Raw genomic sequence first — 12,737 nt, forward strand, 5'->3', positions numbered from 1 at the left:
CCAAGGAACTGCCCATGACATACTGCGTTGCCATGCACCTGGCGGACGGGCTCGTTTTCATCAGCGACTCGCGCACCAATGCGGGGATCGACCAGATCTCGACCTTCGCCAAATTGTTCGTTTTCAGCCTGCCCGGCGAGCGTCTGATCGTCCTGCAAACGGCAGGCAATCTGGCGACCTCGCAGTCGGTGGTGAACCTGCTGCGTCAACGAACCCAGGGGCCTGGCCCCCACCTGCTGAACGTCGACACCCTGTATGACGCCACGGTGCTGGTGGCCGACACCCTGCGCGAGGTCGTCAGCCGCGACCGCTGCAAGCTGACGGCCGGCATCGACCTGACCAGTTCATTCATCGTCGGCGGGCAAATTGCCGGCAGCCCAATGGCGATCTACAACGTCTACGCCCAGGGCAATTTCTTCCAGGCAACGACCGACACCCCGTTCCTGCAACTGGGCGAAAGCAAATACGGGCGGCCCATTCTGGACCGTAACCTCACCTACCAGACGCCGCTTGACGAAGCGCTGCGCTGCGGGCTGATCTCGTTCGACTCTACCATCCGCAGCAATTTGTCGGTGGGTATGCCATTGGACATGTTGGTGTACCACAAGGACAGCCTCGAAGCCCCCGCCCGTCAGCGTATCACCAGCGACGACGCCTACTACGTGCAGATTCGCCGGCAATGGAGCGATGGCCTGAAACGGTTGCTGGCAGAGTTGCCTGCCCCTCCCTACAGCTGAGGCCAACTGCGATAGCGCTGCCACCAACCCATCGAGGATGATGCCCCGCCAGCACGCCGGGGTGGCGCACCGTGTTGACGGCAGCGCTTGTTCGACTTTACGTGAGTTCGCTTCGCACTATCGCAGCGCCTGCGCTCAGCGCATGCAGCTTGCCGCTGGCCACTTGGCGCGGCAGCGGGGCCATGCCGCAGTTGGTACACGGGTAAAGTTTATCGGCGTCCACGAACTGCAGCGTCTTGCGCAGGGTATTGGCGACCTCTTCTGGTGTTTCGATTGCGTGGTTGGCCACGTCGATGGCACCGACCATCACCTTTTTGCCGCGGATAAGTTCGAGCAGCTCCATCGGCACATGGGAGTTGTGGCACTCCAGTGAAATGATGTCCAGGCTGGACTCGCGCAGTTTGGGGAAGGCTTGCTCATATTGGCGCCATTGGTCACCCAAGGTCTTTTTCCAGTCGGTGTTGGCCTTGATGCCATAGCCATAGCAGATATGCACGGCCGTTTCGCATTTCAGGCCTTCAACCGCCCTTTCAAGGGCGGCCACACCCCAGTCGTTGACCTCATCGAAAAACACATTGAATGCCGGCTCGTCGAACTGAATGATGTCCACCCCTGCGGCCTCCAACTCTCGGGCTTCCTGATTGAGGATACCGGCGAATTCCCAGGCCAGTTGCTCGCGGCTCTGGTAATGGCTGTCGTAGAGGGTATCGATCATGGTCATCGGGCCCGGCAGTGCCCATTTGATCGGCTGGGCGGTCAACCGCCTCAAGAACTTGGCATCTTCGACGAACACCGGCTGCTTCCGAGCGACAGCACCTACCACGGTGGGCACGCTGGCGTCATAGCGATCGCGGATCCTGACCGTCTGACGCTTGGCAAAGTCCACGCCGCTCAGGTGTTCGATGAAGGTGGTCACAAAGTGTTGGCGGGTCTGCTCGCCGTCACTGACGATATCGATACCGGCATGCTGTTGCGCATGCAGGGCAAGGCACAGCGCATCGCGTTTGCCTTCGGCCAAATGTTCATCCTGCAGCTTCCAGGGTGACCACAGTGTTTCTGGCTGCGCCAGCCAGGCAGGCTTGGGCAAACTGCCGGCTGTCGAGGTGGGTAACAGTCTGTGCATATCGGACTCCTTAAAGGCGGGTGACTCAGCTGATGCATTGAGCGCACCACTGCTCCAGCAGCACGCGGTAAGGCTTGATGAAATGCTCTTCGGCGAACTGGCCTTGCTCGATGGCCAACCGGGCTCGCTCCTCACGGTCGTAGACGATGCCGGTCAGTGAGTAATCCTGGTGCTGCAAGCTGGGGCGGTAAGTTGTACCGGCTGCGGCATTCGCATTGTAAATCTCCGGCCGGTAGATCTTCTGGAAGGACTCCATGGTGCTGATGGTGCCGATCAACTCCAAGTTGCTGAAGTCGCTCAGCAGGTCACCGGCAAAATAGAACGCCAAGGGCGCCACGCTATTGGGCGGCATGAAGTAACGCACCTTCAGACCCATTTTTTCGAAGTATTCATCCGTCAATGAATATTCATCCTGGCGGTATTCAACGCCCAGCACAGGGTGCTGATTTTCCGTTCGATGATACGTTCTACTGCTGGAAACGCTCAGGCAAATCACCGGCCGCTTGGCAAAATGTTCTCGATAAGCCAACGAACTGACAAATGACTTGAAGAGGGCACCGTGTAATGCCCCGAAGTGCTCGGGCGTGGTGAAGACTGCTTGGTCTTTATTGTGCGCCTGCAATACGACACTGAAATCGTAATCACGCAGATACGAGGAAAAATTATTGCCGACGATGCCCTCCAAGCGCTGGCCAGTAGCCCGATCATGGAGGGTGGTTTGCAGCAGTTCAAGCAAGGGCAGCCTTTGGCTTGAATGCTCGGCATCAACATTAATCTCGGCTGAAACGATATCCAGCTCAACGCTGTAGCGATCCCCATGGGGATTATCCCAGTGCGCCAGCTCATTGAATCGATTATTGATCATCGTCAACGTATTGCGCAGATTTTCCTGACGGCGCTCGCCCCTGGCCAAGTTGGCGAAGTTGGTGGTGATCCGCGTGGTTTCAGCCGGGCGATAATGCTCGTTGAAACCGACGCGTTTTATGGAGAAGGTAAAGTTTGGGCGCGTCATGGGCTGACCGTCTCATTTGCATGTTCAATGATTTCCAATTGCTGGGCATTCTAAGTTGCAGCGCTTAGCCAGTTGAACTGAATTGATTTCACCGGCTCTTTAGTCAGGCTCATGAAGGCGTGGGCACCGCTGCCGCCGCGCACGGCAGTCGTCTATGCTGAATCTTCTCTGCCAAAGGAATCATTCCATGTCCAAGCTTTATCCCAGCGTCGACCCGCAAGGGCTGGTCGAGTACTCGGTCGTTTACACCGACCGATCGCTCAACCATATGTCGCAGGCTTTTCAGGGGGTGATGCAAAACATTTCCAGCACCCTGAAGCAGGTCTACAACGCCCAGGCCGTTGCTCTGGTGCCAGGCAGCGGTACATTCGGCATGGAGGCGGTGGCGCGGCAATTTGCCAGTGGCGCCCGATGCCTGGTAATACGCAACGGCTGGTTCAGTTATCGCTGGAGCCAGATTCTGGAAATGGGCAACATCGCGGCGGCAACTTCGGTGCTCAAAGCCCGGCCAGTTGATGCTGGACGCCAAGCGGCTTACACCCCTGCTCCCCTGGATGAAGTGCTGGCGGCCATCGAGGCGCACAAACCTCAGATCGTTTTCGCCCCGCACGTCGAAACCTCCGCCGGGATCATTCTGCCCGATGACTATCTACGGGCAGTGGGCGACGCCGTGCACAAGGTTGGCGGCCTGTTCGTGCTGGACTGCATCGCCTCGGGCGCACTGTGGGTCGATATGCAGGCCTGCGCAGTGGACCTGCTGATCAGCGCACCGCAAAAGGGCTGGAGCGCTTCCCCTTGCTGCGCCATGGTGATGCTCAGTGCGCTGGCTGTCGAACGCATCGAACACACCCAAAGCAGCAGCTTTGCCTGCGACTTGAAGAAGTGGCTGCAGATCATGCAAGCCTACGAACAGGGTGGGCATGCCTACCACGCCACTATGCCCAGCGACGCGCTTGCCCGGTTCAACGATGTGATGAAGGAGATGCAAGCCTACGGCTTCGAGAAACTGCGCGCCCAGCAGCAGGCACTCGGCGACCGGGTTCGCGCCATGTTGGCCAGCAAAGGCATCAGGAGCGTGGCAGCGCCCGGCTTCCAGGCCCCTGGTGTGGTGGTGAGTTATACCGATGATGCCGACATCAAAAACGGCAAGAAATTTGCCGATCAAGGCCTGCAGATTGCTGCCGGAGTCCCCTTGCAATGTGACGAGCCGGCGGACTTCCAGACGTTCCGCATCGGTTTGTTCGGGCTCGAAAAACTGTACAACATCGAGCGCACGGTCAGCATTCTGGAGCAGGCGCTGAATGAAGTGATGCCCCGTTGAACGCTCGCTGGGTCACACGCAATCAACGTATATTCAGCCAGTGATCCAGCCACAGCTGGCCCGAACCTTGGGCGATCAGCAGCACAAGCAAGCCGGCCCATGTGGGGTGCGTGCCTTTAAGTACGCAGAACCTCGGCGCCGGCATTGCCTGGCAGGCGCGCGGTATCCACCAGCGCGATACCAGCGATCAGCGCCACACCCAGCAATGCCCAATGAAAATCGGTGACGCTCATGCTGCCCTCAGCGCCACGCAGCAGCATAGATAGCCTCAACAACAACGCCACCACGGCGACACCCAAGGCCATTGCCAGCTGGAAGAACATGCTGAACAAGGTCGATGCTTCGGCCATCAGCGGCTTGGGCACCTCGGCAAAACCTACGGCGTTGTAGGCGGTGAACTGCATCGAGCGCGACAGCCCGCCCACGAACAGCACCAGTGCCATCCAATACCACGCCATCCCCTGCTGCAAACTCAGGCAGGCCAGGATGCTGGCAACGCCGATCACCCCATTGCAAAGCAGCACTCGACGAAAACCATAACGCCGCATCAAGCCGGTAGTGAACGGCTTCATGGCCAAATTGCCCGCAAAGATCGCCAGCACCAGCAAGCCTGCATCCACTGGGGAAAGGCCAAGGCCAACCTGGAGCAACAGAGGTATCAGGAACGGCAAGGCACTGATCGACAGGCGGAAAAGCGTCCCGCCAATGATACTGGCCCTGAACGTGCCGATCGCCAAAACCGCCATTGGTAACAGTGGCGCTGGATGCCCCAGGCAGTGGCGCCACGCCAGCCACGTGAGTAGCCCACCCAACGTGACCAGCGCCGCACCGCTAAGCAGGGTGCCGGCCCCCATCGAACCGAGGGTTTCCAGGCCGATCAGCCATGCCGCACAGGCCGATGCAAGCAGCACGAAGCCACGTAGATCAAACGGCCGTACATCACTGCAACGGCTAGCGGGGATCAGCCACCATGCCGCTGCCATGGCCAGTACACCGAGCGGAATATTCAGGTAGAAGATCCACGGCCATGACCAATGGGTGACGATCAGCCCGCCGATGGGAGGGCCCAGTACCGGTGCCACCAGCCCGGGCCAGGTGATCACCGCGAGCATTTTCACCAGGTCTTGTTTTTCGGTGGTACGCAGCACCACCATACGGCCGACAGGCACCATCAACGCACCCGCGATACCCTGCAACACGCGCGCAGCGACGAATGTTTCGAGGTTCGGCGCCAAACCGCACAGCCAGGACGCCAGGGTGAACAGGCCAATGGCGCCAGCAAACACCAGACGCGCACCAAAGCGTTCGGCGACCCAACCACTGAGCGGGATGAACACAGCCACTGCCAGTAGGTAGGCGCTGATGCCAATGTTCAGGTCGACCGGGTTCTGGGCAAAGTCGCGGGCCATCTGCGGCAACGCCGTGGCGATGATGGTGGCATCGAGGTTCTCCATGAAAAAGGTGACTGCCACCAGCAATGCAACACCGATGCCTTGGCGCGAAGCATTCGACGTGGCTGAGTGGCTCATGGCACCGCTCCCTTGGGGCTTTCAGTGGATATTGAGCGCTGCACGCAGGGCCAGTAGGTAGGTCTGCACGCCGAACCCGCATATCTGCCCGCTCACCACCTCGGCAAACACCGAGTGGTGGCGGAAGGGTTCCCGGGCATGGATGTTCGACATATGAACCTCCACCACTGGCACTTCGAGGATCGCCAATGCGTCGCGGATACCGTAGCTGTAATGAGTCCAGGCTCCGGCATTGATCAACACTGCATCCACTCGATCTTCATAGGCCTGATGGATGCGCTCGCACATGGCTCCTTCATGGTTGGTCTGGAAGCTCTCGACCTGGGCGCCTAGCTCCTGGGCCAATGCCTGCAGGGCCTGATCGATATCGGCCAGGGTCGCCGTGCCATATTGGCGCGGGTCTCGCTTGCCGAACATGTTGTGGTTGATGCCATGCAGCATCAGAACGTTGGCGGCCATGGTCACTCCAAAGCAATGGTCAGGCGCTCGATCACAGCGCGGGTGTCGGGACGCACGCCGCGCCACCAGGCAAACGCTTCAGCGGCCTGCTCCACGAGCATGCCCACGCCATCGGCCAAGTGCGCCACCCCTTGTTCCCGCGCCAGGCGCAAGAACGGCGTCAGGCCTTTGCCGTAGGCCAATTCGTAGGCCAGCCGGGCCCCGCTCAGCACCTGCGCGGGCAGCGGCGGCAATTGCCCCGTCAGGCTCGCAGAGGTGGCATTGACCACCACGTCGAACGCCTGCCCTTGCAACTCTTCATAACGGCTGATGCGCAGCAGAGGGTGATCCAGCTCATTGCGCAAGGCTAGCGCCTTGGCCATATCCCGGTTGGCGAGCACCACTTCACTGGGCTCAGCCTGCAGGAACGGCAGCAAAGCGCCACGTACCGCCCCGCCGGCACCGAGCAGCAATACCCGACGGTTGCGTAGCGGCTGGCCGAGGTTGACTTCGATATCCCGCAGCAGGCCGATACCATCGAAGTTTTCTGCAAAGATGTGATTACCCTCGAACCTCAATGCATTGGCCGCCCGTGCCAACTGCGCGCGCTCGCTGCGCCGGTCGGCCAGCTCGAAAGCGCGCAGTTTGAACGGTGCGGTGATGTTCATGCCCTGCCCGCCTTGATGGCGAAACTGCATGACCTGCGCCTCGAAATCCTCAAGCCCGCCCTCGATGGCGCCGTATTCCAAGGTTTGGCCAGTGGCTTCGGCGAATAGGCCATGAATCAACGGGGACTTGGTGTGGTTGATCGGCCGGCCGATCACTGCATAGCGGTCGCTCATCGTGCATCTCCGTGGGTGAACAATACGCCGTCGGCCTGCATGGCGGCGATCTCTTCTGGGGCAAAGCCTAGCGCTGCGGCCACTTCGGCATTGTGCTGGCCCAGGTCAGGGGCCACTTGGGAGATGGTGGTGTCGCACGCTGAGAAACGGAACGGCAGGTTCGGCATTCGCAAGGTGCCGTAGCGAGGGTGATGTTGCTCGATGACCATATTGCGCGCCTGGATCTGCGGATCAGCCAGCACCTCGTCGATGCGTTGAACCTTGGCGCTGGGAATGTCGATGGTGTCCAGCAAAGCGAGAATATCGGCCACCCGCCGAGCGCCGACCCAGTCGCGGACCACTGCAAGAATTGTCTGGCGGTGGGCATTGCGTCCATTCAGGTTGTGGTAACGACTGTCGCTGCCGAACCCGGGTGGGCCGCCATTGGCTTCGAGCATGGCGGCGAAGCGTTGCCAGGCATCGTCGACCTGGGCCGCGATCACCAGGTCGCCATCGGCAGCGCGGAACACGCCGTACAGGGTCGAGGTGGGCATGTCATGGCCGGTCTGCTCGGGCAGCACGGTGCCCCCGGACAACGTGTAGCACTGCACGGCGTATTCGTGCATCGACACCAGCGTGTCGTACAGGGCCATGTCGATGTGCTGCCCGCGGCCACTGCTGACTCGGCCGAGCAGCGCCGCATTGATCGCAGCTACGGCGTGAATACCGGTGTACATATCGCCAAGGGAAATACGCAGCAGAGGTGGGGCCTCGCCAGGTACGCCGACCATCTGCATGATCCCACTCTTGGCCTCGGCAATCAGCCCAAAGCCTGCGCGGTGCGCATCCGGCCCGGTGTGGCCATAGGCGGAAATCGAGCAGTACACCAAACGCGGATTGCGCGCACTGAGTTCGGCATAACCCAGGCCCAGTTTGTCCAAAGCACCAGGGCGATAGTTTTCGATGAACACATCGGCCGAATCGGTCAGGCGCTGCATGAAGGCTTTGCCACGTGGGTCCTTCATGTTCACGCTGACGCCTTGCTTGCCCATGTTCAATTGCAGGAAGTAACCGCTTTGCTGCTCATCGAGGGTAAATGCGTGCTGGCGACCCGCATCCCCGGTGCCAGGGCGTTCAACTTTGATCACTTCGGCGCCCAGCGCCGCCAGGCATCGGCCAACATACGGCCCTGCCAGAAAATGGCTGTAATCGATGACGCGGATACCTGCCAATGGCAATGCCTGGCTCATGCTTCTACCCTCCTTGGCACCATCAGACGGTGCTCGCCGCGCTGCACGACTTGGCCATGTTGGTTGATCAATTCAGAGGGTAGGACCACGATGCCCCAACCTGGCCGGCTATTGCTCGGGCGCATCGCCCCAACGCGCATGCGCACGTGCAGCACATCGCCGACCTTGATCGGTAACACGAAGTCCCAGGTCCAGCCCAGCGACATCCCTGGCAGGAAGCGGTAGTCGCATTGGGTCTTGAGGCCATCTGCAATGGATAACCCGAACAGGCCATGGGCGACCAGGCAGCCAAAATGACTGGCGTTGGCATATGCCTCATCAACATGCACCGGGGTGTGATCGCCCGTGAGGTCGGCGTAAGCCAGGATGCGTTCACGGGTAACGGTATAGGTGGGGCTGATGCATTCGTCGCCCTCGCGGGCATCATCCCAGTATTTTTCCACGATGCTCATGCTTGCACCTCTGCGCGTGGGTCAATGGCCAGCGCCTGAGCCACACAACCGGCGGGCAGGGCCTGGATGAACTCCACGGCCAGGCCGTCGGGCAAGCGCAACCAGTTGCGGCCCTGGGGCATGGCACTGACGCCAAAGCGCTGCGCCGCAGCCAGGGTGGCTTCGAGGTCTTCGCACATGATCCCTAAATGCGCCATACGCCCTTCGGGGCCTGTGAAGTCGGGCTGATGAATGAACTGCAAACCACCCAGCGTCCAGTACTGTGCCGGCTGCTCAGGGTCACCCTGCAATTCACGCATGGCCATGCCGCACACCTCATTGAAGAAGCGGATATGCCACTGGATATCTCGCACCCAGAACGCGACGTGTTCCAGGTAGGCTTTAGGCTGGTTCATGGGTTCTCCTTTTTCTGGTGGTCGGCCATCGCCCGCTCGATGCCTTTGATACAGGCCACCAGGGTTGCGTTGACCGGTGTGGCGATGCCGTGGCGCTGGCCCCAGCGCACGACCGAGCCGTTGATGAAGTCGATTTCGGTGATCGAGCCTTTTTCCAGGCTCTGCAACATCGATGTGCGAAAACTGGCCGGCAACCCTTCGGCGGCCAGGCGCCAGGCGGCCTCGGGGCTGGTCAGGCTCAGGCGGATACCCGCCCTTTCGGCCACGGCGATGGCCTCGGCGACCGCGGCTTTGGCGGTATTTTCCAGTAGCGGCTCGCTGTAGAGCTGGCCGTAGCTAAGCATGGTGATGCCGCTCAGCGCCCCGGTGGCGACGTTGACCAGCAACTTGTCCCACATGGTGCCAAGGATGTTGTCGCTGACGGTGGTGGCCAGGCCTGCGCCATTGAAAGCCTCGGCGATCGCTTGCACGCGGGGGGTCAACTGGCCGTCCAGTTCGCCGATGTAAGTCTGCTTGCTCGCCACACCAGCGCGAATCGAGCCTGGCGCCAGCAGCACCCCGCCGACGTAGGTCTTGCCCGCCAGTACGCGCTCGCGGCCAACTGCTTGGGCGAGGATGTCCTCGTGGCCCAAGCCATTCTGCAGCGACAGCACCAGGGTGTGCGGCCCAATCAGTGCGCTGGCGCCAGCGATGGCCTGAGCGGTGTGAAACGATTTGACTAACACGATTACCAGGTCAGCGACCCCAACCTCTGCCGCGTCGGTCGCAGCATTGACCTTGACATGCCGTTCGCCGCGTTCATCCAGCACGTGCAGCCCGCGGGTATTGATCGCCTCCACGTGAGCCGCGCCACGATTCAACAGCCAGGTTTCATGCCCGGCCTCGCTCAGGGCTGCGCCGATGGCACAACCTAAGGCGCCGGCCCCCAGAATGCAGATTTTCACGTCGCAAACCTCCTGTGGTTTGCCTCAACCTTATGCAAGCGGCGTTATTTGATCTATACAATGCCCTCAATAGCGCTATTGAGAATTGCAATAATGAGCCTGCTCGAGCCCTTGCCCGAACCTAAACTGCTGCAATTGTTTGAGGTGTTGTACCAATGCCGGAGCGTGACCCGCGCTGCCGATCAGTTAGGCCAGAGCCAGCCGACCATCAGCATCTGGCTAGCGCGGTTGCGCGAGCAGCTGAACGACCCGCTGTTCGTACGCACGCCAGGTGGAATGGCCCCAACACCTCGTGCCGATCAATTGATCGGGCCTTGCCGGGAGGTGCTGGAATCGTTGCGCAGGCTTACGACCTGGGCACCGCAGTTCATCCCTGCCACGGCGCAGCGCCGCTTTCGCTTATGCGTCAGTGACGCCAGCCATATCACGCTGTTGCCGACCATTCTCAACCACTTGCGCGCGCACGCACCGGGCATCCGACTTGAAGCTGCGCGTATCGACGGCAATACCGAGAGCTCGTTGGAATCGGGCGAGGCGGACCTGGCCATCGGTTTCGTGCCTTGGTTGGGCGGCGGTATGTACCAGCAGGTGCTGTTCGAACAGGACTGGGTATGCCTGAGCAACCGTCAGCACCCGCGCCTGCAAAGCGTCATGAGCGTGGCAGAGTATCGCGCTGAAGGCCATGTTCAGATCAGTGCCGGGACCGGGCAGAAACTGTTGGAGGCAGGCTTGGCGCGGGCGGGCATCGAGCGCCGGATCATGCTCGAACTGCCGGCGTTTCTTGGGCTGGGCATGATCGTCGGTTCTACCGACTTGGTGGCAACACTGCCTCGCCACATTGGCCAGACCCTCGCTGATATGCATGGGTTACAGGTACACGACTGCCCGATTGCAGTGGAAGGCTTCACCGTGAAGCAGCACTGGCACGCGCGTTACCACCAGGACGATGGCAATCGCTGGCTAAGGGAGGTCATCCGGGGGCTGTTCCAGGCGGAACATTCGTGAAAGCTGGTAACAGAAGGCAGGTAAGTTGTGCACAAAATACACACTTTATAGGTCTTTTACCAAAAGGGTTTACGCAATAGAAGCCCGCAGAATCGAGGTTATCCTGGGGTTGGTACGAATATTGTTTGTATACAAATATTAATAACAAGAGTACACAACCATCAGGAGTTCCGATGGCGTCGATTTCCCGCTTCGATGCTGGCCAGCTTGCTGACCAGCCCGCCGCAACGGCTGATTCAAGTCCTCTGCAATTAAGCTCACGCCTATACAGCAAAGACCTGGCACCGACTCGTGCAGCCCATCGCACCTGGGGGCGTTACAGCCTGTTCGCGCTGTGGACCAACGATGTGCACAACATCGCAAACTACTCCTTCGCCATCGGCCTGTTCGCCCTGGGCATGAGCGGCGCGCAGATTCTCGCCGCTTTCGCGCTGGGGGCTCTGGTGATCTACGGCCTGATGAACCTGTCCGGGTACATGGGACAGAAGACGGGCTTGCCTTATCCGGTCATGTGCCGCATCAGCTTCGGTATCCACGGCGCACAGATCCCCGCCCTGATTCGCGCGGTAATCGCCATCGCCTGGTTTGGTATTCAGACTTACCTCGCCTCCGTGGTTCTGCGCGTTTTGCTTACGGCGATTGCGCCAGAGCTCAAAGCCTACGACCAGAATTCGATCCTTGGCCTGTCGACCCTGGGTTGGCTCACCTTTTTGGGCATCTGGTGCGTGCAGGTGGCGATCTTCGCCTACGGCATGGAGATGGTGCGCCGCTTCGAATCCCTCGCCGGGCCGATCATCCTGGTGGCCTTCACTGGCTTGGCGGCCTGGATGTATTGGCGCAGTGGGCTGTCCATCGCTTGGTCCAGCGGCAGCGCGCCCACTGGCTCGACGATGTGGTTGAAGGTGCTGGGCGCCGCTGCGCTGTGGGTTTCGTTGTACGGCACCATGATCCTCAACTTCTGCGATTTCACCCGTAACTGCCCAGACCGCAAAACCATCAGCGTGGGCAACTTCTGGGGGTTGCCGGTCAATATGCTCGGTTTCGCGCTGATCGCTGTGGTGATCGCGGGCGCCCAGTTCAGCATCGACGGCAAGCTGGTGCAGAGCCCAAGCGAAATCGTCGCCGCCATCCCGAGCACCACCGGTTTGGTATTAGCTTGCCTGGCATTTCTGATCGTCACCGTCGCGGTGAACATCATGGCCAACTTCGTGGCCCCGGCTTTCGTGCTCACCAACCTGGCACCCAAGGCCCTGAACTTCCGCCGCGCAGGGTTGCTCAGTGCTGCCATCGCGGTGCTGATCCTGCCCTGGCACCTGTACAACAGCCCGGCTGTGATCGTGTACTTCCTCGGCGGCCTGGGTGCCCTGCTCGGCCCGCTGTACGGCATCATCGTCACTGACTACTACCTGGTACGGCGTAGCCGAGTAAACCTGCCGCAGCTTTACAGCGAAAGCCCAGACGGCGCCTACCACTACCACGGCGGGGTCAACCTGCGCGCCGTAGCGGCGTTCGTTCCTGCCGCGCTCATCGCCATCGTGCTGGCATTGGTACCGGCATTCGACACCCTGTCGCAGTTTTCCTGGTTCTTCGGTGCTGCCTTGGGTGGGCTGATTCACTATGCCATCGCCAGGCGTGGCACACCGTACCTGGACGTATCCGGAGAAGACATCGCCGTGGACAGCGCCCATCACTGATCGGCTGCGCTAACGA

The 12,737-nt window shown here is 60.4% G+C and carries 13 protein-coding genes; 4 read left to right on the forward strand and 9 right to left on the reverse strand.

Features of this window, described 5'->3' with window-relative positions:
- Positions 1-14: 14 nt before the first annotated feature.
- The gene (locus HU725_RS12295; protein WP_060477068.1) at positions 15-737 is read left to right on the forward strand and encodes a proteasome-type protease; all 723 of its coding nucleotides are present in this window, start codon (positions 15-17) and stop codon (positions 735-737) included.
- A 97-nt stretch (positions 738-834) separates the two neighbouring features.
- Here the strand turns inward: HU725_RS12295 and HU725_RS12300 are convergent, their stop codons facing one another.
- On the reverse strand, positions 835-1,860 hold the full coding sequence (locus HU725_RS12300) for a methionine synthase (protein WP_186477860.1): 1,026 nt from the start codon (positions 1,858-1,860) through the stop codon (positions 835-837).
- A 25-nt stretch (positions 1,861-1,885) separates the two neighbouring features.
- Complete coding sequence (locus HU725_RS12305) at positions 1,886-2,872, reverse strand: DUF1852 domain-containing protein (RefSeq protein ID WP_186477861.1); 987 nt, start codon at positions 2,870-2,872, stop codon at positions 1,886-1,888.
- A 187-nt stretch (positions 2,873-3,059) separates the two neighbouring features.
- Here HU725_RS12305 and HU725_RS12310 point away from each other — a divergent pair, with 187 nt between their 5' ends.
- Positions 3,060-4,193: a pyridoxal-phosphate-dependent aminotransferase family protein gene (locus HU725_RS12310; protein WP_186477862.1), complete on the forward strand. Its 1,134-nt coding sequence runs from the start codon at positions 3,060-3,062 to the stop codon at positions 4,191-4,193.
- A gap of 116 nt (positions 4,194-4,309) precedes the next feature.
- Here HU725_RS12310 and HU725_RS12315 read toward each other — a convergent pair whose 3' ends face one another.
- From HU725_RS12315 to HU725_RS12345, 7 genes are read right to left on the reverse strand one after another with little or no spacing between them, the layout of a single operon-like run.
- A complete protein-coding gene (locus HU725_RS12315; RefSeq protein ID WP_186477863.1) occupies positions 4,310-5,722 on the reverse strand; it encodes an MFS transporter in 1,413 nt (470 codons plus the stop codon).
- Positions 5,723-5,743: 21 nt separating this feature from the next.
- Positions 5,744-6,181, reverse strand: coding sequence for a type II 3-dehydroquinate dehydratase (gene aroQ / locus HU725_RS12320; protein ID WP_060477063.1), 438 nt, complete (start codon positions 6,179-6,181; stop codon positions 5,744-5,746).
- Positions 6,182-6,183: 2 nt separating this feature from the next.
- Complete coding sequence (aroE, locus tag HU725_RS12325) at positions 6,184-7,002, reverse strand: shikimate dehydrogenase (protein WP_186477864.1); 819 nt, start codon at positions 7,000-7,002, stop codon at positions 6,184-6,186.
- Positions 6,999-8,231 carry a CaiB/BaiF CoA transferase family protein gene (locus HU725_RS12330; protein WP_186477865.1) on the reverse strand — a complete coding sequence of 411 codons (1,233 nt, stop codon included), beginning with the start codon at positions 8,229-8,231 and terminating at the stop codon, positions 6,999-7,001. The genes aroE and HU725_RS12330 overlap by 4 nt, the downstream gene beginning before the upstream one ends.
- Positions 8,228-8,683: a MaoC family dehydratase gene (locus tag HU725_RS12335; RefSeq protein ID WP_060477060.1), complete on the reverse strand. Its 456-nt coding sequence runs from the start codon at positions 8,681-8,683 to the stop codon at positions 8,228-8,230. Before HU725_RS12335 ends, HU725_RS12330 begins: the two co-directional genes overlap by 4 nt.
- On the reverse strand, positions 8,680-9,078 hold the full coding sequence (locus HU725_RS12340) for a VOC family protein (RefSeq protein WP_186477866.1): 399 nt from the start codon (positions 9,076-9,078) through the stop codon (positions 8,680-8,682). Before HU725_RS12340 ends, HU725_RS12335 begins: the two co-directional genes overlap by 4 nt.
- Positions 9,075-10,022, reverse strand: a complete 948-nt coding sequence (locus HU725_RS12345) for a ketopantoate reductase family protein (RefSeq protein WP_186477867.1) — start codon at positions 10,020-10,022, stop codon at positions 9,075-9,077. Before HU725_RS12345 ends, HU725_RS12340 begins: the two co-directional genes overlap by 4 nt.
- A gap of 93 nt (positions 10,023-10,115) precedes the next feature.
- Here HU725_RS12345 and HU725_RS12350 point away from each other — a divergent pair, with 93 nt between their 5' ends.
- The gene (locus HU725_RS12350; RefSeq protein WP_186477868.1) at positions 10,116-11,027 is read left to right on the forward strand and encodes a LysR family transcriptional regulator; all 912 of its coding nucleotides are present in this window, start codon (positions 10,116-10,118) and stop codon (positions 11,025-11,027) included.
- A 173-nt stretch (positions 11,028-11,200) separates the two neighbouring features.
- A complete protein-coding gene (locus HU725_RS12355; protein WP_186477869.1) occupies positions 11,201-12,721 on the forward strand; it encodes an NCS1 family nucleobase:cation symporter-1 in 1,521 nt (506 codons plus the stop codon).
- Positions 12,722-12,737 lie beyond the last annotated feature (16 nt).

It is taken from the genome of Pseudomonas promysalinigenes, from assembly GCF_014269025.2.
Classification (GTDB): Bacteria; Pseudomonadota; Gammaproteobacteria; order Pseudomonadales; family Pseudomonadaceae; genus Aquipseudomonas; species Aquipseudomonas promysalinigenes.

Coding starts and splice junctions, on each gene's coding strand:
- HU725_RS12330 (WP_186477865.1), bottom strand. CDS start 8,231: ATGAGCCAGGCATTGCCATTGGCAGGTATCCGCGTCATCGATTACAGC.
- aroQ (WP_060477063.1), bottom strand. CDS start 6,181: ATGGCCGCCAACGTTCTGATGCTGCATGGCATCAACCACAACATGTTC.
- HU725_RS12315 (WP_186477863.1), bottom strand. CDS start 5,722: ATGAGCCACTCAGCCACGTCGAATGCTTCGCGCCAAGGCATCGGTGTT.
- HU725_RS12340 (WP_186477866.1), bottom strand. CDS start 9,078: ATGAACCAGCCTAAAGCCTACCTGGAACACGTCGCGTTCTGGGTGCGA.
- HU725_RS12335 (WP_060477060.1), bottom strand. CDS start 8,683: ATGAGCATCGTGGAAAAATACTGGGATGATGCCCGCGAGGGCGACGAA.
- HU725_RS12350 (WP_186477868.1), top strand. CDS start 10,116: ATGAGCCTGCTCGAGCCCTTGCCCGAACCTAAACTGCTGCAATTGTTT.
- HU725_RS12310 (WP_186477862.1), top strand. CDS start 3,060: ATGTCCAAGCTTTATCCCAGCGTCGACCCGCAAGGGCTGGTCGAGTAC.
- HU725_RS12300 (WP_186477860.1), bottom strand. CDS start 1,860: ATGCACAGACTGTTACCCACCTCGACAGCCGGCAGTTTGCCCAAGCCT.
- HU725_RS12295 (WP_060477068.1), top strand. CDS start 15: ATGACATACTGCGTTGCCATGCACCTGGCGGACGGGCTCGTTTTCATC.
- HU725_RS12305 (WP_186477861.1), bottom strand. CDS start 2,872: ATGACGCGCCCAAACTTTACCTTCTCCATAAAACGCGTCGGTTTCAAC.
- HU725_RS12355 (WP_186477869.1), top strand. CDS start 11,201: ATGGCGTCGATTTCCCGCTTCGATGCTGGCCAGCTTGCTGACCAGCCC.
- aroE (WP_186477864.1), bottom strand. CDS start 7,002: ATGAGCGACCGCTATGCAGTGATCGGCCGGCCGATCAACCACACCAAG.